Origin of the sequence: Providencia sp. PROV201 (genome assembly GCF_028479545.1) — a bacterium.
GTDB classification, from domain to species: Bacteria; Pseudomonadota; Gammaproteobacteria; order Enterobacterales; family Enterobacteriaceae; genus Providencia; species Providencia huaxiensis.
Genome location: NZ_JAMPNW010000003.1, coordinates 131,140 through 152,781, shown reverse-complemented (window position 1 = coordinate 152,781; position 21,642 = coordinate 131,140). Strand labels below are relative to the sequence as shown.

Genomic DNA, 21,642 nt, shown 5'->3' with positions numbered 1-21,642 from the left:
TAAAAAAAATGAGCCAATATCAAGAAATTTATATCAAAATTAGTGACATGATCTGTGACGCAAAAGATATAGAAGCAGAAGAGTTGAATGCGGATATGACTTTAGTCCAGTTAGAGTTTGATAGCTTAGATTATGTTGAACTTATGGTGCTTGTTAAACGTGACTTTAATGTTGTTTTAGATGCGGAATTTTTCCTAGAACATCCAGAAATTTCGGTAAAAGCACTGTGTGAACATATTGATAAGGAACCGAAATCTTAAAATGGCAAATAATCAATGGATACTCGTGACGGGAGGAAGCCGAGGAATTGGACTCGCACTGGTTAGTGAATTGCGACGCCACTGGAATGTAGTTTTTACTGGGCGTAACGTTGATGGTGTTAATGAAACACAAGCGAGTCTTGAAAACCCCGATTTAGATACATGGGTGAAAGGATCCCCGTGTGATGGTAAGAATGAAGCACAAGTTGACGCGCTTTCTAGCTCGTTATTGGAACAGTTTGGGGCTCCTACGGCTATTATTCATAATGCAGGTATCACTAGGGATGCCTTACATATTCATCAAGATGCTGAAATCTGGCGAGACGTGCTAGAGAACAACGTCATTTCCGTGATGAATTGGCACCGTAAATTATTACCTGCAATGTTGATGACGGGGAATGGCTCGATCGTATTGATGTCATCAATTACTGGGCTAAAAGGCAATATTGGCCAGACAGCTTATGCGGCGAGTAAGTCCGCGATGATGGGGTTGACGCGTTCATTGGCTCATGAAGTTGGGCGTTTTGGGTTACGTGTGAATTGTATTGCTCCGGGGCTTATTGATAGTGATATGACCCGTGCAATGCCTGAAGCTAAATTAAAAGCTATGTGCCAAAACATCCCGTTACGCCGCTTAGGGCAACCCCAAGAAGTGGCAGAGCTAGTTGAATTTTTGATTGGCGATAATAGCCAGTACTTAACAGGGCAAATATTGGTCTTAGATGGTGGCCTAACTGCGTAATGGATTGTTTTAATTACGGTTAGCAGAACAAATATTCACTCGATAATTTATATTTTATATTTCCCCTTAAACGTTTTAGTAAATTTCCGTTTAAGGGGTTTTTTTATGGGTTTAAACAACCTTATTTAAAGTGATTTATTCAGCTGTAGTATGGCTTTCATGCAGTGATGTGTGGGTAGTAAAGAGCTGTAATATGACACCAAGTAGTGCGCAGGCAGCCATTGCAAAGAAGGTATAAATATAGCCTAAAGAGCTATTCCAGCCTCCACCAAGATTAATTAACCAGCCCATTAATAGCGGGGATAATGCACCACCAATGAACATGGATGTGGTGATAATACCATTTGCAGTAGAAATGGATTGGTCATTGGCATTATCAGATGCCATAGCGTAGTAAATTGGCCAAACGGCATTAGCCACCAAGCCGAAGAACAGCTGTATAGCGATAATTTTTGGCATTGACGTTGCGAAGTAAAATAAAGCGATACCAATGCTCATCCATAAACCGCAAATGATTAAGGTTCTTTTTCGACCTAATATGTCTGATAGCCAAGGCCAAACAATTTGCCCGAGTACACCCGTTAATGTGAAGATGATACTCAGCCCCGCTGAAGCGGCTAAAGATAACCCAGAGACATGATATAAATAGGAGGGCAATACCATGCTGATCCCCATATAAACAATCTGAGTTAATAATGTATTCCCAGCTGTTAGTGCAATATTTCTATTTTTTAGTGTCTTAATAAAAATTTTAAATCCTTGGCCTTTTTGTACTTGAGTACTACTACTTTCTGCTGGTTTGGTCATGCCTGATTTTTCAATATGCTCATATAATATTGAGATCCGTGCTGCGGTTGAATATTTAGCCCAAAAAATCATAATAGGCAGTGCGACCACGAGTGGTATAAAGAAGCTATATCGCCAGTTCGCTTCGCCAAATTCAGAGATAATAAAACTTGCAACAACACCGCTTAATAAAGCTCCGATGGGATATCCAGTATGGTGTACACCAAGTGCAAAACCTCTTTTTTCTTTTGGCCACCATTCTGCCGTATTACTTACTCCAACAGGTTCACCCCAACCGGCACCGAGATTCACTCCAAATCTTAATAGGATAAAATAGGTTAAATTATGGCTAATAGCTTTAAAACCAGAAACAAATGAAATAGCGGTATAACCTAATACTAAAGGAACTTGAAAACGAGCACGTTTCCAACCTGAACCATATCGATCACTTAGAACTGAACCGGGTATATCTAAAATAGCGAGGGCTATCATAATAATAGCAACGATATTCCCCCATTCTTCAGGGCTTAAATTAAATTCCTGAGAAATAACAGGGCCTAGTCTTAATATCATTTCTCTATCATAAGCATTTAATAACCAAATAAGCCAGCAAACAAATAATGAGACCCACGAGAAACGATGTATTTTCTTAAATGATATTTTATTATTTGAAACATTATTTTTAATCATAATTGTAGCTCTTTTATAAGTATAATAATTTGTGAACCGTTGATATTCATTTTTGATTTAAACGTTATTTAACCCCCAAACCGTTTTTCAGGAATACCGGTCACACCAAGATTATGTATGGAGAAGACACTACCGCGTAATTGGCCATCTTCAGGAAAGCGAGGTAAAGGCGGCCTTGCCATCGATGTGACATATAAAATATCTAAGTTTTCACCTCCAAAAGCGACGCTGGTGACTTTCTTAACAGGCATTTCGATAATTCTGTCAATTTCGCCAGTAGGGCTATATCGAACGATTTTTCCTGCATATACAAGGGCATTCCAAAGATAGCCTTCACTGTCAACGGTCGCACCATCAGCAGCTCCACCCGATGAGGTGTTAACGGTACAGAATGTTTGGCGATTACTGATATTGCCTGTTAAGCCGTCATAATCATATTTCCATATTTCACCTGTCCATGTATCAGCGAAATAGAAAGTATCGCCTTTAGGCGACCAGCAAGGCGCATTTGAAACAATAATACTTTGTTCAATTTTATGAAGGGAATAGTCCGTATCTAGTCGATATAACGCACCTGACGGGGTCTCTTCTTGCATATCCATCGAACCGACAACAAAGCGTCCTTGCCTATCAACTTTCCCATCATTGAATCGATTATGAGGTTTATCACTTTCAGGTGAGTGCAGAAGATTTGTTTCTCCCGTAGCAAAATCAAGAAGATAAATTCCTTTCTCGAGTGCAACAATTGCGGAGTTTCCATCTTTACATAAAGCCATTGAACCAATTTTCTGCCTAACATCCCAGCTTTTAATTTCAGTTCCACGTTCCGTACAGGAAAATACACGGCCATCTAAACTGTCAATCCAATATAAGCGTTGCTGTTGAATATCCCAAACAGGGCCTTCCCCTAAATTATTCTTCAAATCTAATAATACATTTATTTTCATTTTTACAGCCTTATTAATAATATCGATTGATTAAAAGGAATGTATCTAATTAATTTAGATATGATGTGATATATATGATTGGCTATTGGTTAGAGGTAATCTTAATAGTAGGGAAGTACTATTAAAATAATGTGAAGATAGCTGTATTTATTGTACGGCCAATTGTTAATTTGTTTGTTCATTTGCACAATAGAAATGAATGGCGCAATTTATTAAGTAAAAAATATTTATTAAATAAAAAGGCTTTAAAATAGTTAAATCAACTCAACTTAAGAAATAATCTCACTATATTTATTTTAATTAAATTAATTTTTAAAGATAAAAACTGGGATGGTTTTATTTTCAATATTATTTAATGATTGCTAATGGATAAAAACCATACTTTTTGTGCTGGATTGTTGATCGTGCACAATACCCCACGGTGCCTCGGTTATAGAATGGTAATTGGAAGTCGATAAATAAATTAAAGATAAAAATAAATTTCAAAAAAGCCATTTTAAAACGCTGAAGCAATGTTAAGTGAGGCAGATTATGAGTAAAGCATTATCTGAGGGAGTACTCCAATCGGAGATCAGCCGCAGGAAGCTAATGCAAACCAGTACCGTCGGGGGACTCGCACTTGCAAGTGGAGCGCTAAGTTTACCTTTTAATAGTGTTGCTGATACCAGTGAAACAGCACCCAAAACAGCCATACCTGAAGAAAAAATAGTTTGGAGCGCATGTACCGTTAACTGTGGAAGCCGTTGCCCACTGCGAATGCATATTGTTGATGGTGAAATAAAATATGTTGAAACCGACAATACCGGTGATGATGTTTACGGTAATAAGCACCAAGTTAAAGCCTGTTTACGCGGGCGCTCAATGCGCCGTCGTGTCTATAACCCTGACCGCTTGAAATACCCGATGCTGCGCGTTGGGGCACGTGGTGAAGGTAAATTCAAACAAATTAGTTGGGAAGAAGCCTACGATTTAATTAGTGACAATCTAAAACGGATTATTGCCGATTATGGCAATGAAGCGGTGTACTTGAACTATGGAACTGGCACATTAGGTGGCACAGTCGCACGTTCATGGCCGCCAGCGAATTCACCAATCGCCCGCTTGATGAACTGCATGGGCGGCTATTTAAATCATTACGGTACCTATAGTACAGCACAAATCAGCTGTGCGATGCCTTATACCTATGGTAGCGGGGCGGGTAATAGCGTTTCTGATATCGAAAACTCCAAGTTGGTGGTTCTGTTCGGAAACAACCCTGCCGAAACCCGTATGAGCGGTGGTGGGATCACTTATCAACTCGAGCAAGCCCGTGAGCGTTCTAATGCAAGAATGATCGTGATCGACCCGCGTTATACTGATACAGCAGCAGGGCGTGAAGACGAGTGGATCCCAATCCGTCCGGGAACAGACGCCGCATTGGTGGCAGGGATCGCTCATGTGCTGATCACTGAAAATATGGTTGACCAACCTTTCTTAGATAAATACTGCGTCGGCTATGATGAGAAAACGCTACCCGCAGATGCTCCGAAAAATAGCCACTACAAGGCATATATTTTAGGGCAAGGGGATGACGGTGTAGAAAAAACACCACAATGGGCTGCGCAAATCACCGGTATTCCTGCTGATAAAATCATCAAACTAGCGCGTGAAATCGGTTCCGCAAAACCTGCTTATATTAGCCAAGGTTGGGGGCCACAGCGCCATTCGAACGGCGAGCAAACCGCACGTGCGATTGCGATGTTACCGATTTTAACCGGTAATGTGGGTATAAATGGGGGAAATACGGGGGCTCGTGAAGGGAACTATGATATTCCATTTGAGCGGATGCCAACGTTAGAAAACCCAGTTAAAGCAAGTATTTCTGTATTTTTATGGACCGATGCGATAGAGCGCGGCCCTGAAATGACCGCAACTCATGATGGGGTTAGAGGAAAAGATAAACTGGATGTTCCGATTAAGTTTATTTGGAACTACGCCAGCAACAGTTTAATCAATCAACACTCTGATATTAATAAAACGCATGACATCCTTCAGGATGATAAAAATGTGAAATGATAGTAGTGATTGATAACCATATGACGGCTTCAGCGAAATATGCGGATTTAGTCCTGCCAGATTGTACCGCGTCTGAACAAATGGATTTTTGCTTGGATGGTGCCGCTAGTAACATGGGGTATGTGATTTTCGCCAGCCAAGCCATTGAACCACGTTTTGAGAGCAAAACGGTGTATGAAATGTGTACACAAATCGCACGCCGTATGGGGGTTGAAGAGAAATTTACCGAAGGGCGAACCCAAGAAGAGTGGCTACGCCATTTGTATGAAATTTCACGACAAAAGTTACCTGAGCTACCTGATTTTGAGACATTCCAGCAGCAAGGGATTTACAAAAAAATGAACCCACAAGGGCATGTCGTGGCACATAAAGCCTTCCGCGAAGACCCAATTGCAAACCCATTAAATACCCCGTCAGGAAAGATTGAGATCTATTCATCTCAATTAGCGGATATCGCGAAAACATGGACGCTCGCAGAAGGTGATTTGATATCAGCACTCCCAATGTATTCACCAGGCTTTGAAAGCCATGATGATAAGCTCACCGAAAAATACCCACTGCAACTGAGTGGTTTCCACTATAAATCACGAGTTCACTCCACTTACGGCAACATTGATGTGCTTAAGGCTGCTTGTTTACAAGAGATGTGGATCAACCCTATTGATGCAAAACGTCGCAATATTAAAGATGGCGACATAGTGCGTATTTACAACGATAGAGGGGAAGTGCAGATCGCTGCCAAAGTGACCCCACGCATCATCCCAGGGGTTGTGGCTATGGGGGAAGGGGCATGGTACGCACCTGATGAAAACAAGGTGGACCATGGTGGTAGCCTAAACGTCCTGACGACTCAGCGCCCGTCACCGTTAGCGAAAGGTAATCCGCAACACAGTAATTTGGTTGAAGTGGCAAGGGTATAGGGAGATAAATCATGACAACACAATATGGTTTTTATATTGATTCCGCACGATGCACCGGATGCAAAACGTGTGAATTAGCTTGTAAGGACTACAAAAATTTATCTCCTGCGGTGAATTTTAGACGCATTTATGAATATGCAGGGGGAGATTGGCAAGAAGATAACGGTGTATGGCATCAAAACGTATTTAGTTATTATTTGTCGATTTCATGTAACCACTGTGAAGACCCTGCTTGTGTGAAAGTGTGCCCAAGTGGCGCGATGCATAAACGTGAAGATGGCTTTGTCGTTGTTGATGAAAGCGTGTGTATTGGCTGCCGCTATTGCCATATGGCCTGCCCATACGGTGCGCCGCAATTTGATAGCGAAAAAGGGCATATGACCAAGTGCGATGGTTGCTATGAACGTGTTGCGGTTGGCAAAAAACCGATTTGTGCTGAGTCTTGCCCACTGCGTGCATTAGATTTTGGTCCCATTGAAGAGTTACGTGAAAAACATGGCAATTTGGCAGAGATTGCGCCACTACCTGAAGCGCATTATACCAAGCCCAATATTGTCATTAAACCCAATGCCAATAGCCGTCCTGTCAATGATACGACAGGCCATTTAGCCAATCCTCGGGAGGTATAACATGGGCAATGGATTACACGAATGGCCGCTGATTTTATTTACGGTATTAGGCCAAAGTATTGCAGGTGGCGTGATTGTGACAGGGCTTGCTTGGTTATCGACAGATGATAAATCCCAAAAACAGCGCATTGTGAATGCAATGTTGGCGTTATGGGTGTTGATGGGCTTAGGCTTTCTCGCATCCATGATGCATATGGGCTCACCGATGCGTGCATTTAACTCGATGAACCGTGTGTTTGCGTCATCATTAAGTAACGAAGTGCTGTTTGGCTCCATTTTCTTTGCTTTGGGCGGCCTATGGTGGCTGTTATCTGCAATGAAAAAAATGCCAACAGGGTTAGACAAAGTGTGGTTAATCATCACCATGCTGGTGGGGCTGTTATTTGTTTGGGCAATGACTCGAGTTTATATGATAAGCACGGTGCCAACATGGAATACGCCACATACCACCATTGGTTTCTTTATGACTTTGTTTGTTGTTGGGCCAATTTTAGGCGCACTTTTATTACGCGTGGCTAAATTTCCGTTTAATAGTGGTAAGTTAGCAGCGATTAGTATCGTGGCTTATATTGTGACTATCGCGTCAGTACTACTGCAAAGCGGAGAAATTGCATTAATTGCCACTTCTGTTCAAAAAGCAGTGGATTTAGCCCCTGATTTTGGTGTTTTACAAGTGATACGCTTAGTGGTGACCAGTCTTGGGTTACTGCTATGGATTTTGCCTGTTGTGCGACAAAATCAGCCTTCAGTATTGAGTTTACTTCTGGGTACCGTGCTGGTACTGATTGGTGAATTTATCGGTCGTGGGCTATTCTATGGTTTACATATGACAGTCGGTATGGCTGTGGCTTAATTGGTAAACCTTTCAGCGCAGGAGATGGTTTCCCTGCGCTGATAACTTCAGAGACAATCAATATGCAAGAAGCGCACTTTCTTGAGCACGTCGCAGTCACAGGGCGAGTTCTGGGGGCTTTATTTTATTTCTCACCAGAAAATGAAAACAACGCAGAGATTATTTCGATTTTACAAGAGCCAACTTGGCATGAAGAATGGCCATTTTCCTTACCTTCTTTAGCAAAAATTAGCCAGCTTTTACAATCCAGTGCTCAGGAGAATGAACCCCTCAGTGAAGCATGGCAGCGCTTGTTTATCGGGCCTTATGCTTTACCCGCGCCTCCTTGGGGCTCAGTCTGGTTAGATAAAGAAAAGATTGTTTTTGGTGACTCAACCGTTGAGCTGCGCCAATGGATGCGTACTAAAGGTGTTGAGCCAGTGACAACACAAAAAGAGCCAGAAGACCACTTTGGGCTGATTTTGATGTTAGCGGCTTGGCTCGCTGAGCAAAATCGCAGAGCTGATTTAGAAGAGTTACTCGCTTGGCATCTATTACCTTGGTCGGCACATTTTCTCGAAGTATTGATAGATTCGGCTAACAGCGATTTTTACTGCGCATTGGCGATACTGGCCAAAGAAACATTGGATGGATATCAACAACAGTTAACATTGCCTGTATTAGAGAAAGTGGTGTTTTACAAAGATACGTTATAAATAAAAATAGCACCGCTATCATTTGCGCGGTGCTATTGGTTTTTCATATCAATCAGCTATTGATATTTACTGTTGTGAATCACTTTGTTGCACATACGGTGTATACACACCGGTTAAGCTTTCAAGAAAGGCAACAATGTCATCGACATCTTTCTGTGGCAGTTCTTTACCGACTTGATAACGCAGCATCAGTTTCACGGCTTCATCTAAGGTGGCGACATCCCCACGGTGGAAATAAGGCGCTGTTAATTCAACATTTCTTAGCGTTGGTACTTTTTGGCGTAATTTATCACGCTCATCAGAGGTGACATTCATACGACCAATATCTTGTGCAGTGATTTCACCAAACTCATAGTCTTTTTTCAAACCAAGCGGTTCGAAGGAACGACCACCTAAGATCACACCACCATGGCAGGTTGCACATTTGTTTTCTTTAAATAACTGGTAGCCATGGAGTTGTTGCGCGGTTAATGCAGTCTTGTCGCCTCTTAACCAATTATCAAACGGAGAGTCTGGGGTGATTAAGGTTTTTTCGAACTCTGCAATCGCATCTGTGATGGTGTCACCCGTGAACCCTTCTGGGTAAACGGCATTGAAATCTTGCTTTAAGATAGGGTCTTTATCCAGTTTTTCAATGATTTCATCCCATGATTTTGATGCCATTTCGATAGGGTTTAATGGTGGGCCACCGGCTTGGGCTTGTAAATCAGGTGCTCTACCATCCCAAAACTGTTCGACATTAAATACCGAGTTAAACACCGTTGGCGCATTGATTGGACCTACTGCACCGCCAACACCAATTGACGTTTTACGGCCATCAACACCACCTGCATTGAGCGCGTGGCAGTGTGCACAAGAAATCGTGCTATCCCCTGACAGACGCGCATCATGATACAAGCGGAAACCTAATGCGACTTTTGCATCATCGACATCCAGTGATTTTGGAATTGGTTGAATTGGTTCATTGCGGTGCTCAGCAGCGGTATCTTGGCTGGCATAGTGTTCTTCCCGCTGTTTAGCTATCCAATTCAATAGGTTATCACGTTCTTCGTCACTGACGCTACTGGCCCAATGAAGTGCAACATAACGCGTTGGTGGCATGGTGTGGTTCTGCATAACCCACTCAATTTTATTTAATTCACTTTGCGGTACAGGTTCTCCTGCGATGAGTGCAGCGCGAGCGGCCTCAAGGTTGAATGATTTATAACCTAGCTGAATATCGTACTCCATCAGTTGCTTAGCAATGGGGAATGATGCGTAGGCAGGTAAATCAGTTGACGGCGTGTGACAGTAATCGCATCCTTTTTCAGCAAAGAATTTTAGGACTTGATTATTTTCTGCAATTTTAGATGTCTGAATGTCATTATTTTCTCTTCGTTGGTTATCGTGATACCACACATATCCAGATAACCCAAAATAACCGAGTAAAAGCAAAAATATGACAGCGACCGTAATGCGAGTAAGTTTTTTCATTACACTATCCTTGAAAGATTGCGGTCAAATATATTTAAATATTTTTTAATTAATATAATTCTACAGCCGGACTATGATGGATAAATAAGTCTGAGAGGTTCTTGATTTTTATCAATGATGGCCATCGGTTTAAGCGATTGCTGAAATAAGATTTGCCTATCAATGGTCGGGAAATAAATAATCCGAAGAAATTGTTTTAATTTAACCATATGAAATATATGTGTTATTTAATATTTTTTGTGGCTGAAATATTATTGTCTGAGTAAAATGATTAGATAGCATTTATGATGAGTTTCTTTATTTCTTAAATTATCAAAATGAATTTAAGAAATTGAGTGTTTTTTATTTGTTGTAAATTAAATGCTTGTTTTAACTTGCTAGCTAATCTCACAAGGAAATCATGAAATTAAATTTTATCATTTAAACTTTAGGCTTTATTTATAATGAAAATGAACAAAAGTTAAAAATTAATTGTTAATTAAAAAACTATTTTTTTACGAAAAATAAGACAGTGTTCGACAATGGTCGTTAATACGAAGGTACTAGTTTCAAGCCAGCACTCAATAGGATTATTAGCATTTTTATGGGTATTTTCCTTTTCTTATTATAATGGGTAAATTTAGAGGTTTCATTACTCTCTCAAGTAGCGAATCATAGAAGAATCTATGCTAGGTTTTTATCAATCTTGTCTACAAAAGTCTACGTCAGCTCGTTACATCAAGAGTTTTGGTTTGAAGAATGACAAATCTCTCTGAGTATGTCGATATGTGGTTATTTGATGAAAAATATTTGCTCTATCTGTTGAATCATAGAAGAATAATAAACAATAGCATGTTTTTCTTTGCGAAAGATAAAATTGAACACAGTACGTTTTCAATGGGTGAAGAGTGTGAATTTAATTTTTAAATTCTTAAACAATTTTTTTATGTACTTAGAACTTAATATTACGGTTCCTTATTATGTATATACTTAAAAGAATACTCATAAGTCTTTGCTTATGTAACTTATTATTTTTTTTATTAAACCCATTAGCAATATCAAAGCCAGCCTCAGTACCCAAAGAAGTAATCACAGTTGGTGTTTTTGCTGATAGAGGGGTAGAAGAGGCGAGTAATCGTTGGCAAAAGACTATAGATTGGCTAAATGAGCGTCTCCCAGAATATCACTTCACTCTACAGCCTTTATTACTAGAACAGTTACAAGAAGAAATTTTACGGCAACGTTTACCTTTTATTATCGTTAATCCCTCTGAAAGTATCCGTATTGGTCGAAAATCATCACTCTCTTGGTTAGCAACTTTGATTAGCCCTATGGATAGCGGAACAAAATATTCAACAGGGTCCGCGGTTTGGGTGAAAGAAGAAAGTGTTATATCTTCAATTGAAGAGTTATCGGGGCATTCGATTGGGACTGCGAGTAAACAAGCTTTTGGCGGGTTTATGGCATTTGCTCATGATGTCATTCATGAAAGGAAGCTAAAGGGATATTTTTCTCATCTGGTTGAGATTGGCTACCCTCATGAACATGTTGTGGATGCATTGGTTAGTGGGCAAATAGAGGGGGCGATCTTACCTGTTTGTTTGATTGAATCTATGATTTTAAAAGGTGAATTAAAGCCAAATCAATTACGTATACTTGGTCAACGAAATAAATCTGACGCGCATTGTAAAGTATCTACTCATTTATATCCTAATTGGAGTTTTGCTATGACTAATGCGGCAGACCGTTTATTGGCTAAGCAAGTCGTTGTTGCTTTATTCGATATTCCGTCAGATTCTTCTGCTGCAAAGAGTGCCCAATCTCTGGGATGGAGTGTTCCTGAAAGTCAAATTGAGTTAGATCGGTTATTTACTGACTTAGGGGTGCATCCACTACAAGAAAAATGGTGGTATCAAACTTGGAATTGGTTAATTAATAATTACTACGCTACCATTGCTGGTCTATTACTGTTTGCAATTCTTCCTATTCAATATTTCTTTTTGTCTCTTCGTTACCGAAAAAATTATCTCAAACTGAGACATGCTCAAGAAAGTTTGCATAAGGTTCAACGTCACGCATTAGTTGATAAATTAGGTTCAGGCTTGGCACATGAATTGAATCAGCCTCTAGCTGCAATTCGCCTCTATGCTGAAAGTGAAATTTCACGAAGGAATCAAGGCAAATTAGATACAGATATCACTGTACTCTTAGATAAAATCCATCGACAGGTTAATCGAGTCGATGAGGTTGTGCGCCGTTTTCGTTCATTACTTCAAAAGAAAGCAATAGAAAAAAAGTATATAGATATAAATGCATTAATCGGTGGAACAATAGATTTAGTTAAAATATATGCAGATCAAAAGCACGTTCACTTACATTGGAAGTCAGCTAGTGATGCAGTTTTTATCTTTGGGGATAAAGCAGCAATTGAACAATTGCTTGTGAATTTGTTGACAAATGCAATTGATGCTACATTTCAAAATGATCGTGAACAAGTCACCATTACCTTAACGAAAACAAATGATAAAGTTGAAGTATCGGTTTACGATCAGGGTACAGGTTTATCAATGCCTTTTGAAAAGTTGTTAACTCCATTTGTGACAACGAAGCAAGATGGTATTGGTTTAGGGTTGGTGATTTGTAAAGAAGTCATGGAGTCCCATTTCGGTGAGTTTGAATTGATAAATTTATCAACCGGAGGCTGCCGAGCTGTAGCTCGTATCCCTATAGCTAAAGTTAAATAAAATATATTGACTGTAACCCGTCTTAATGTTCGAGAGCTCCAGAGGATTTTGGGATGAAAAAATCATTTTTATTTGTAGTTGATGATGATGAGTCCGTATTAGACGCCTTGGAATTTATGCTACAAGGTGAAGGGTATGAGCCATTATGTTTCTCATCAGCAGAAGCATTTTTGGACTTTATTCAAAAACAATCAGGTGTATTGCAAGGATGCCTGGTTCTTGATAGCCGAATGCCAGGAATGAGTGGGCAAGAACTACAAGTTATCCTTCAACAGAATCATAAAACTTTAGGTATAATTTTTATTACTGGGCATGGTGATGTCCCTATGGCAGTTGATGCGCTTAAACTCGGTGCCGTAGACTTTTTACAGAAACCTATCTATAGGGAGTCATTGCTTAGTGCGGTAGAAGCCGCGTTGTCTTATAGTAAAAAACAAATATATCAAAAAAATCATATTGAAAAATATCAAAAACTTACGCAACGTGAACGTGATATTTTAGCCTTGCTTGCGAATGGGAAAAATAATCTAGAAGTGTCAAATATTCTTCACATATCACCACGGACTGTAGAAGTTCATAAAGCGAGTACACTACGTCACTTGGATGTAACTACATTGGCGGAAATGATTAAAATTTACATTCAGATTGAGCCATTTATAGCAACTATTCCTCCTCCTCCAATGAGAATTCGGCGAAAAAAATAAAACCGTATTATTGATGCTTATTGATTAAATAGTTCTTGGATAGAGCATCTAATTTGAGAAATATAAATATATTTCAATTGGTTATGATATTTTTTTGATGTTCTATTAATTATAGAATTTAGCAGTAATCACTGAATTCAAAAACAGTGAACCACATTATATACCCATATTTTATGTGGGTACCCCTAATAGAAAAATGGCAAAAAAATCGTAAATATACTTATAAGGATTTAATACTATATAGGTATATGGTTATGGCACAACAGTATGGTTTTTTTGTTGATACGAGTAAATGTACTGGCTGTAAAACTTGTCAGGTTTCTTGCAAAGATAAAAACGAATTACCAATCGGCGTTAATTTCCGCCGTGTATATGAATACACAGGTGGTGAATGGACTAAACAAACTAGTGATGATACATGGCAACAAAATGTATTTGCCTATTATGTTTCGATTAGTTGTAATCACTGCAGTAATCCTGCTTGTACAAAAGCTTGCCCTACAGGAGCAATGCATAAGCGTGAGCATGATGGCTTAGTTGTTGTTGATGAAAAAATTTGCGTAGGTTGCCGCTACTGTGAAATGGCTTGCCCATATGGAGCGCCGCAGTATAACCCTGAAAAAAAACATATGACAAAGTGTGATGGATGCTTTGAGTTAATAGCTCAGAATAAAGCGCCAATTTGTGTTGCATCTTGTCCTTTACGGGCTCTTGATTTTGGGCCAATGGATTTCCTTCGAACTAAATATGGTGAAACGGCTAATATCGCTCCCCTACCAGATTCCAATCTGACTCAACCATCTTTAATTATTCGACATAATCGTCATGCTAAGCCTACTCATAGTCAGCAAGGCTTTATCATTAATAAGGCGGAGTGGTAACTATGCAGGAATTTCCTTTAGTTTTTTTTACTGTATTAGCTCAAGCAGTCGCTGCTAGTTTTATATTCTTGCAGTACTTGCGAGTCATTTCAGTCAGCTATCAATTTCTGATAAATAAAAAGCAGCTTACTAATATTTTCATTATATTACTTATTTTACTTGGAATATCAGGGGCCGTGGCATTAACTCATTTAGGTACTCCTTTACGGGCTCCAAATGTGTTACTCGGTTTAACCCATTTATCAGCTATGTCAATAGAAATTATAACGATATCTATTTTTGGTGCTATGTTATTTTCTCTGATATTTCTTGAAAGGCTTAATATAAATAATGTGATAAAAATAATTATCAATGTTATTGCTACTATTTTTGCATTTGCACAAATCATTGCCATTTCAAATGTTTACTATTTGGATACTGTTTATTTATGGAATTCGGAATGGACGTTAATAAACTTTATATCTAGTGGTTTTATTTCAGGTTCACTACTGATTGCACTGATCATTAAAATAGTCACTAATCAAGAAGATATTCGGAAATTTTTTAATCAACTGTGGAGTGTTATTTTTATTATAAGTATGGCAGTTAATACTGGATATTTAATGCATTTTTTTACCCAGTTAGTTATAGAAAATATAATTTTACCTCAATGGATTAAATTGTTTTTGTTCATCAAAATGATGCTGATTGTATGTGCTTTTACTTGGGTAATCAGAAGTGCTGTACAGATTAAAACAGTCTCTTTAATACTTGTCACGCTTTTAGTCTTCAGTGCTGAGTTATTAGGCCGTGCTGTATTTTATGAGTTAATTACATTTAATCACCTCTAGAATTCTTATTAAAAATAGAGATATCATTATGCTTAAAGATACAAAAGACCAATTTGAAAAAGAACGTTATACGCTTTCTCGACGCCATTTTATAAAGCTGGGAACATTTTTAGGTTCAGGTGCTTTTTTATCTACTCATTCTATGAATGCAATAGCATCAGCAGTAATAGAAACTCATATTGGAGAAGTAACAAAATGGCATAACTGCTGGGCACATTGTCATTCCAGTTGTTTACTAAAGATTGTTACAGAAAATAATCAGATAAAGCGAATTGAAACTGATGATATAGGTAATGATCAATTTGGACAGCATCAAGTTCGAGCATGCTTACGTGGGCGTTCGCTACATAAACGTACATTTTCACCAGATCGCTTGAAATATCCAATGAAAAGAGTTGGCAAACGAGGAGATGGTGAGTTTAAAAGAATTAGTTGGGATGAAGCATTAGAAGAAATATATACTAGGCTGAGTAAAATTATTAGCCAATATGGTAATCAGGCTATATTTAGCCGTATAGGCTATGGTAAACCTGATGGACCCTATCATTTTGTTCCTCGCTTCCTTAATATGATTGGTGGTTTTCTATCACCTGTTGGTAATTATAGTAGCCACCAAATTGATACTGCCTCAACTTATACCTATGGGGATAAGTCTTACACAATGGGGAGTGCTCCAACAGAATTAGCTCGTTCAGACCTCATTGTTTATTTTGGTAATAACCCCGCTAATACTAGAATGAGCGGAGGTAGTGATACTTATCATTATCAAGTTAGCAAAGCGAAAAGTTCTGCTCGGACTATTATTATTGACCCTCAATATACTGATACAGCTTGTGGGCGGGAAGACCAATGGATTCCAATTCGCCCAGGAACAGATGCTTTATTAGTCGAAGCGTTGTCATGGGTTTTGATTACCGAAAAATTTGTTGATGAAGCTTTCTTAAAGGAATATTGCTACGGTTATGATGCAGAGCCTGCGATACCAGAGCATGGGCTATCCGCTTTAGACGCATCACTTAGTTATAAAGCGTATATTTTAGGGCAGGGTGAAGATGGAATAGAAAAAAGACCTGAATATGCGGCTCATATTTGCGGTGTTCCTAGCGAGCAAATATATAAGCTAGCGCGTGAATTAGGTAATGCTAAAGCTCCATTTATCGCTCAAGGTTGGGGGCCTCAACGTCATGCAGCTGGTGAGCAAACAGCTCGGGCCATATTTATGTTACCAATTTTACTTGGAAAAATTGGTTTGCCTGGAACGAATAATGGCGGCTCAGATTTTTTATTTCATAAAACTGATATTGCTAAGATGCCTACAGGCAAGAACCCCGTCAAAGCAAAAATACCTTGTTTTAAATGGTCGGAAGCGATCCTACGAGGTCACGAAATGACATCATTAAGTGACGGTATTGAAGGTGAAGATAAACTTAACACAGATGTAAAATGTGTGTTTATGTATCAAGGTAATTGGCTATTAAATCAACATTCTGACTGTAATGCAATGGCTAAAATATTAGCCAATGAAGAGCTGCTTGAGTTTATTTTTGTCATGGATAATCATATGACTGCAAGTGCCAAGTTTGCAGATATCTTACTCCCTGATATCACATGGCTAGAAAATTCACGCGTTGTTGCATTTTCTACACATATAACAAAAACAGAACATGTATTGGATCCATTATATGAGTGTCGCCACCCTTATGATGTGTTTTCAGATTTAGCAGGAAAGTTTGGCATAAGAGAGCAATATAGAGAAGGTAGAACATGGGATGATTGGCAACGTCATTTATATGAAGAAAGCCGGGTTAAACATCCTAATTTTCCTAGTTATCAGGAATTGTCACAAAAGAAAACAATACGTAGACCTTTCGATCCTGAAGAAGATCGCTATGTATTAAAAGCATTCAGATTAAATCCTAAAGAAAATGCATTATCAACGGAATCAGGCAAAATTCAGATATATAGCCATAAGCTAGCTAAAATCGCGAATACTTGGCAATTAGATGAAGGGGACAAAGTTACTCCTTTACCGCAATATATACAAACATGGGAAAGCTACACGGATATAGATACGAAGAAACGATATCCACTACAGCTAATAGGATTTAAATCAAAAGGGCGTCCACATTCTACATTCTATAATGTCCCTTGGCTGCGAGAAGTCATTGAAGATGCATTGTTGATTAATCCTATTGATGCCAGTGAGCGTCGCTTGGAGCAAGGACAACTTATTCACGTTTATAATGATCGGGGAACTATCCAGATACCGATTAAAATCACACCTCGTATTATGCCTGGTGTTGTCGCTTTGGCTGAAGGAGCATGGTATAAGCCGGATTCTAATGGTGTCGATATAGGCGGATGCATTAATACGATTACTCGCTTAAGACCTACTGCATTGGCTAAAGCCAACCCACAAGGCACCAATTTGGTAGAAGTTAAAGCTATATAGTTGCTGTAGTTTATGGGGAAAGAGGCAAGTGATGAGAAATGACCAAAGTATTATTACAGATACTCAATTACAACTTGAACCATCAGAAACTGTTGTTACATTGAAATTGTTATACCAATTATTTTTTTTCGAGCCAAATGCTATACTTTTAAAAGAAGTTTGTTCAAGTGGTATTTTATTATATTGGCAAGAAAAATTAGGTAATGATTGTAGTGTATTAGAAAACTATTTATCTGATGAAAATGTTTTAGATAAATTACAGGCAGACCATTTATCATTATTTGTTGGTATTGGAATGCCTCTAGCTCCACCATGGGGCTCTGTCTATCTAGATGAAGAAAATTTATTATTTCGCTCATCAACTTATCAGTGGATAGCTTTTTTAGAAGAGCATAAATTCCGATATATACTTGATGAAAAACAACCGCAAGACCATATAGGGTTAATGCTGTCAGTATTAGCGACACTATGGCAAAAAATAATGGACCCAAATTTAAAGGGTGAAGATAAGGAGTATTATAAACATGCAACTCGTATTGTTTTATATGAACATCTTCTTACTTGGGAAGAACGTTTTTGCCAATTAGTTTATCAAAATACAAAAACTCCAGTGTATCGATTGGCTGGGGAGATTACACATATAGTAGTAAATATGTTAGCAAGAGAATTACAAGTACAGCGTACAATGACCAAGCTGTTTTTCTAAATAATGCTCCCGCCAATATAAGGCGGGAGATAAAGTTAAAGGATTAATTATACATTTTCTTAATGCTGACCTTTTATCTTACATGTTTGTTAATTATTCTTTTAAATTTAATGCGCAATTGTGAATGAGTAGTATGGATTAATTATTTATAAGGATTTTTTAATAATGTTAATTTGAAAATAAATGTAATAAATAATTCAGAAACAATTAGGATGCGGATCATAAAAATACGCTTATAAAGAGAGTTCAGTCCCTGACATAAATAAGTTACACGATAAAAGTTTATATTTGATAGAACAATATTGGCATACTTTAGTGAGCTTAAATGAGGGGTAAAGTTTAAAAAAGCACAAGGTGAGCTCATAATAACTACCTTGTGCGATTTAAGTACTTTGGTTGGTAAAAATGACTTAACTTATATCACTCGCATCGTGGCGTTCGCGTACTTGCTGTGCAGGATCACCTTGTAGGCGATTAACCCGTCGACCGCGCTGTACTGCTGGGCGTGCATAGACTTCATCAGCCCAACGAATGACATTTTTATATTCATGGACAGATAAAAACTCAGCGGCATCATAAAGCCAACCTTTCACTAATGCACCGTACCACGGCCAGATGGCGATATCAGCGATACTGTAGTTTTCCCCTGCAACATATCTATGTTCTGCTAAACGTTTGTCTAACACATCTAATTGACGCTTGGTTTCCATTGCAAAGCGGTTAATAGGGTATTCAAATTTTTCAGGAGCATAGGCATAAAAATGGCCAAAACCGCCACCTGCAAAAGGTGCTGAGCCCATTTGCCAAAATAGCCAAGATAAGGTTTCAGCACGTTCTGGTTGAGTTGTGGGTAAAAAAGCAGAAAATTTTTCAGCTAAATAGGTCAGAATCGAACCTGATTCGAATACTCGGATTGGCTCCTTACCACTTCTGTCGACTAAGGCGGGGATTTTTGAGTTAGGGTTAATTTCAACGAAACCCGAACTAAATTGGTCTCCTTCACCGATATTAATTAGCCAAGCATCGTACTCAGCCTCCTTAATGCCAAGGGCTAATAGCTCTTCTAACATAATAGTGACTTTTTGCCCGTTCGGTGTTCCTAATGAATATAGCTGTAGTGGGTGCTTACCTACAGGTAAAGATTTTTCGTGAGTTGCACCGGAAATTGGACGATTAATATTGGCGAATTTTCCGCCATTACCTTGCTCCCATTGCCAGACATTAGGGGGAATATAAGGGGGGTTTGCCATGAGTTAACTCCTTAACCGTTTTCAAAGATGGCGATTGCTTTCACATCATTTCTTTCATTATGACCGTGTTCCACTGTAGCAATCTCTAGTGAATTCACCACTATTATTATCTTGTTGGGTTTGGTGAGAAGGCTAAATAGCACAGAGTGCAAGAGCAGATAGGGGATAAACGGGCTTGTTAAGTATTAACCCTGAACTCTTTTTCGTTTGTGAGTCGTTGTTTATACGCACAATGGAGGTTGAGTTCTTTATAGGAATTTCTGTGCCTTTTGGGTGGTTCGCCAATAACAAAAGGTAAATATTTTCATCTGTTACAAAAATCAGGGTGTGAAATGAGACCTAAATAAAAAAAAACGTTAACAAATGGGTTGTGCAGATCACTAATTCAAATAAAAAAAGGGTGTGAATAATTTGTGAAGATTGGCACTAATTTATCGGAGTGTATTTTATACATTGATAGCATATCAGTCATATTCAGCGGTATCGGAGTGTGTCCATGCTTGTGCCAAATTCAAACATCTACCAAAGCTTATTACAGAGAGCAAAAGTGCAGCCAGACGCTGTTGCCATTGTATTTGAAGAGCAAAGTTGGAGTTATCGCCAATTACTTGTGAAAGTAAACCAAACAATGTTGTGGCTAACAACCACCGTGCAGTTAAAAAAAGGCGATCGAATTGTACTCGGCTGGGGTAATACGATTGAATTTTGCCAATTATTTTATGCCGCGGTAGGGCTGGGTATTCAGGTAATGCCCTTAAGTACCAAAATGAAAGAATTTGAAGGTAAAGAGCATTTATCCTGTATTAATGCCGATGCCATTTTTTGGGATGATACATACCAACCATGGCTGGCACAGCTCAGTGAAAAAGGAGTTAGCCTTTCTCAGTGGCGTAATTTAATCCTTACCGATGAAATTAATTTTATTAACCAAGTTGATGAAGAAGACCCAGCGGTGGTGATATTCACTTCGGGCACAACGGGAACACCGAAAGGTGCTGTGATCACGCACAAGAATATATTATCTGCTGTATATGCCTATCAGGAAACGTTAAAGTTATCTGAACACGATAAAACAATTTTGGCTGTACCGATTTATCATATTACGGGGCTCTCCGCTATTTTAGCATTATTTATTCATATTGGTGGTACGATCTATCTTCAGAAAAAATTTAATGCAAAAGATATTATCTCAACAATTGCAAGAGAGAAAATAACATTTCTACATGGTTCTCCAACTGTATTTATATTGTTAATTCAAAAAATAAAAGAAAATAAAAGTATTAATCTAGAAAGATTTAATTCATTAAAAATGATTGCTTGTGGTGCAGGGCATTTAAATGAAGGTACGATTAAAGAGCTTTCTTATATATTCGCCAAAACATCTATTCATTCTATTTATGGTTTGACTGAGACATCATCCCCTGCCACCATATTTCGTGAAGATATTCGTTATAGTGATAAGAAAGCGAGCTCAGGTACACCAGTTCCCGGATTACAGGTGGCCATACGTGACGATAACGGTAAAGATAAACCCGCTAACACGACAGGTAACATTTGGGTGAAGGGGGATGTTGTTATCCAACGTTATTGGCCTGACAGCCCTGCGAACACGACATCATTTAATGATGGTTGGTTTTTCACAGGGGATATTGGTTATAGGGATGATGATGGTTTTCTTTATATTCAAGATCGAATTAAAGACATGATTAACCGTGGTGGTGAAAAAATATATTCTATTGAAGTCGAAGATTTGATTTCTAATTATCCGGGTGTTAATGAAGTCGCTGTCATTCCAATTGAAAGTACCATTTATGGTGAAGAGCCTATTGCATTTATTATTCCTGAAAACCAAGTATGTTTAACCAGTAAAGAAATTATTGAATGGCTAAAAGACAGGGTGCCAACTTATAAAGTTCCAGTAAGAATTATGTTTACACGTAATTTCCCTAGAACGTGGAATGGGAAAATAAGTAAGAAAGATTTGAAATTACGATATTACTCTTTAAATAACTAAATTCTAAATTAGTTTTTAATTAATCAAAAAGG

At 38.6% G+C, this 21,642-nt stretch carries 16 protein-coding genes and 1 pseudogene; 13 read left to right on the top strand and 4 right to left on the bottom strand.

Annotated elements, in window-relative coordinates:
• The first annotated feature begins 8 nt into the window (after positions 1 to 8).
• Together PR809_RS03990 and PR809_RS03985 are read left to right on the top strand one after the other, a co-directional pair.
• The gene (locus tag PR809_RS03990) at positions 9 to 260 is read left to right on the top strand and encodes an acyl carrier protein (protein WP_102138129.1); all 252 of its coding nucleotides are present in this window, start codon (positions 9 to 11) and stop codon (positions 258 to 260) included.
• Position 261: 1 nt separating this feature from the next.
• Positions 262 to 1,002 carry an SDR family NAD(P)-dependent oxidoreductase gene (locus PR809_RS03985; protein WP_206276782.1) on the top strand — a complete coding sequence of 247 codons (741 nt, stop codon included), beginning with the start codon at positions 262 to 264 and terminating at the stop codon, positions 1,000 to 1,002.
• Positions 1,003 to 1,137: 135 nt separating this feature from the next.
• On the opposite strand, the gene PR809_RS03980 is transcribed toward PR809_RS03985, so the two are convergent.
• Together PR809_RS03980 and PR809_RS03975 are read right to left on the bottom strand one after the other, a co-directional pair.
• Positions 1,138 to 2,478: an MFS transporter gene (locus PR809_RS03980; RefSeq protein WP_166264124.1), complete on the bottom strand. Its 1,341-nt coding sequence runs from the start codon at positions 2,476 to 2,478 to the stop codon at positions 1,138 to 1,140.
• 68 nt (positions 2,479 to 2,546) lie between these two features.
• On the bottom strand, positions 2,547 to 3,425 hold the full coding sequence (locus tag PR809_RS03975; protein WP_195697827.1) for an SMP-30/gluconolactonase/LRE family protein: 879 nt from the start codon (positions 3,423 to 3,425) through the stop codon (positions 2,547 to 2,549).
• Positions 3,426 to 3,956: 531 nt separating this feature from the next.
• Here PR809_RS03975 and PR809_RS03970 point away from each other — a divergent pair.
• The 4 genes and pseudogenes from PR809_RS03970 to dmsD all read left to right on the top strand — a co-directional run bounded on the left by PR809_RS03970 (position 3,957) and on the right by dmsD (position 8,577).
• A pseudogene (locus PR809_RS03970) lies at positions 3,957 to 6,400 on the top strand (DMSO/selenate family reductase complex A subunit).
• An 11-nt stretch (positions 6,401 to 6,411) separates the two neighbouring features.
• Positions 6,412 to 7,029: a DMSO/selenate family reductase complex B subunit gene (locus PR809_RS03965; RefSeq protein ID WP_102138125.1), complete on the top strand. Its 618-nt coding sequence runs from the start codon at positions 6,412 to 6,414 to the stop codon at positions 7,027 to 7,029.
• Between the two features lies 1 nt (position 7,030).
• Complete coding sequence (locus PR809_RS03960; protein ID WP_206276783.1) at positions 7,031 to 7,882, top strand: DmsC/YnfH family molybdoenzyme membrane anchor subunit; 852 nt, start codon at positions 7,031 to 7,033, stop codon at positions 7,880 to 7,882.
• Between the two features lie 62 nt (positions 7,883 to 7,944).
• Positions 7,945 to 8,577: a Tat proofreading chaperone DmsD gene (gene dmsD / locus PR809_RS03955; protein WP_206276784.1), complete on the top strand. Its 633-nt coding sequence runs from the start codon at positions 7,945 to 7,947 to the stop codon at positions 8,575 to 8,577.
• A gap of 66 nt (positions 8,578 to 8,643) precedes the next feature.
• Here the strand turns inward: dmsD and PR809_RS03950 are convergent, their stop codons facing one another.
• The gene (locus tag PR809_RS03950; RefSeq protein WP_195697824.1) at positions 8,644 to 10,050 is read right to left on the bottom strand and encodes a cytochrome-c peroxidase; all 1,407 of its coding nucleotides are present in this window, start codon (positions 10,048 to 10,050) and stop codon (positions 8,644 to 8,646) included.
• A gap of 959 nt (positions 10,051 to 11,009) precedes the next feature.
• Between PR809_RS03950 and PR809_RS03945 the strand changes: the two genes are divergently transcribed.
• From PR809_RS03945 to PR809_RS03920, 6 genes are all read left to right on the top strand, one after another.
• On the top strand, positions 11,010 to 12,773 hold the full coding sequence (locus PR809_RS03945; protein WP_206276580.1) for a sensor histidine kinase: 1,764 nt from the start codon (positions 11,010 to 11,012) through the stop codon (positions 12,771 to 12,773).
• Between the two features lie 53 nt (positions 12,774 to 12,826).
• A complete protein-coding gene (locus tag PR809_RS03940) occupies positions 12,827 to 13,477 on the top strand; it encodes a response regulator transcription factor (protein WP_166185224.1) in 651 nt (216 codons plus the stop codon).
• Positions 13,478 to 13,731: 254 nt separating this feature from the next.
• A complete protein-coding gene (locus PR809_RS03935) occupies positions 13,732 to 14,358 on the top strand; it encodes a DMSO/selenate family reductase complex B subunit (protein ID WP_102138119.1) in 627 nt (208 codons plus the stop codon).
• A gap of 2 nt (positions 14,359 to 14,360) precedes the next feature.
• Positions 14,361 to 15,188: a dimethyl sulfoxide reductase anchor subunit family protein gene (locus PR809_RS03930; protein ID WP_206276581.1), complete on the top strand. Its 828-nt coding sequence runs from the start codon at positions 14,361 to 14,363 to the stop codon at positions 15,186 to 15,188.
• A 28-nt stretch (positions 15,189 to 15,216) separates the two neighbouring features.
• Positions 15,217 to 17,640, top strand: a complete 2,424-nt coding sequence (locus tag PR809_RS03925; RefSeq protein WP_206276582.1) for a DMSO/selenate family reductase complex A subunit — start codon at positions 15,217 to 15,219, stop codon at positions 17,638 to 17,640.
• Positions 17,641 to 17,671: 31 nt separating this feature from the next.
• Positions 17,672 to 18,346, top strand: a complete 675-nt coding sequence (locus tag PR809_RS03920) for a TorD/DmsD family molecular chaperone (protein ID WP_195697821.1) — start codon at positions 17,672 to 17,674, stop codon at positions 18,344 to 18,346.
• A gap of 410 nt (positions 18,347 to 18,756) precedes the next feature.
• On the opposite strand, the gene yghU is transcribed toward PR809_RS03920, so the two are convergent.
• Positions 18,757 to 19,596, bottom strand: coding sequence for a glutathione-dependent disulfide-bond oxidoreductase (gene yghU / locus PR809_RS03915; RefSeq protein WP_206276583.1), 840 nt, complete (start codon positions 19,594 to 19,596; stop codon positions 18,757 to 18,759).
• Positions 19,597 to 20,092: 496 nt separating this feature from the next.
• Here yghU and PR809_RS03910 point away from each other — a divergent pair, with 496 nt between their 5' ends.
• A complete protein-coding gene (locus PR809_RS03910; protein WP_206276584.1) occupies positions 20,093 to 21,610 on the top strand; it encodes a class I adenylate-forming enzyme family protein in 1,518 nt (505 codons plus the stop codon).
• Positions 21,611 to 21,642 lie beyond the last annotated feature (32 nt).

What these genes read in the sequence shown, in the direction of transcription:
- PR809_RS03930 (WP_206276581.1), top strand. Translation starts at nt 14,361, where the DNA reads ATGCAGGAATTTCCTTTAGTTTTTTTTACTGTATTAGCTCAAGCAGTC.
- dmsD (WP_206276784.1), top strand. Translation starts at nt 7,945, where the DNA reads ATGCAAGAAGCGCACTTTCTTGAGCACGTCGCAGTCACAGGGCGAGTT.
- PR809_RS03920 (WP_195697821.1), top strand. Translation starts at nt 17,672, where the DNA reads ATGAGAAATGACCAAAGTATTATTACAGATACTCAATTACAACTTGAA.
- PR809_RS03945 (WP_206276580.1), top strand. Translation starts at nt 11,010, where the DNA reads ATGTATATACTTAAAAGAATACTCATAAGTCTTTGCTTATGTAACTTA.
- yghU (WP_206276583.1), bottom strand. Translation starts at nt 19,596, where the DNA reads ATGGCAAACCCCCCTTATATTCCCCCTAATGTCTGGCAATGGGAGCAA.
- PR809_RS03975 (WP_195697827.1), bottom strand. Translation starts at nt 3,425, where the DNA reads ATGAAAATAAATGTATTATTAGATTTGAAGAATAATTTAGGGGAAGGC.
- PR809_RS03940 (WP_166185224.1), top strand. Translation starts at nt 12,827, where the DNA reads ATGAAAAAATCATTTTTATTTGTAGTTGATGATGATGAGTCCGTATTA.
- PR809_RS03985 (WP_206276782.1), top strand. Translation starts at nt 262, where the DNA reads ATGGCAAATAATCAATGGATACTCGTGACGGGAGGAAGCCGAGGAATT.
- PR809_RS03910 (WP_206276584.1), top strand. Translation starts at nt 20,093, where the DNA reads ATGCTTGTGCCAAATTCAAACATCTACCAAAGCTTATTACAGAGAGCA.
- PR809_RS03925 (WP_206276582.1), top strand. Translation starts at nt 15,217, where the DNA reads ATGCTTAAAGATACAAAAGACCAATTTGAAAAAGAACGTTATACGCTT.
- PR809_RS03990 (WP_102138129.1), top strand. Translation starts at nt 9, where the DNA reads ATGAGCCAATATCAAGAAATTTATATCAAAATTAGTGACATGATCTGT.
- PR809_RS03965 (WP_102138125.1), top strand. Translation starts at nt 6,412, where the DNA reads ATGACAACACAATATGGTTTTTATATTGATTCCGCACGATGCACCGGA.
- PR809_RS03980 (WP_166264124.1), bottom strand. Translation starts at nt 2,478, where the DNA reads ATGATTAAAAATAATGTTTCAAATAATAAAATATCATTTAAGAAAATA.
- PR809_RS03960 (WP_206276783.1), top strand. Translation starts at nt 7,031, where the DNA reads ATGGGCAATGGATTACACGAATGGCCGCTGATTTTATTTACGGTATTA.
- PR809_RS03935 (WP_102138119.1), top strand. Translation starts at nt 13,732, where the DNA reads ATGGCACAACAGTATGGTTTTTTTGTTGATACGAGTAAATGTACTGGC.
- PR809_RS03950 (WP_195697824.1), bottom strand. Translation starts at nt 10,050, where the DNA reads ATGAAAAAACTTACTCGCATTACGGTCGCTGTCATATTTTTGCTTTTA.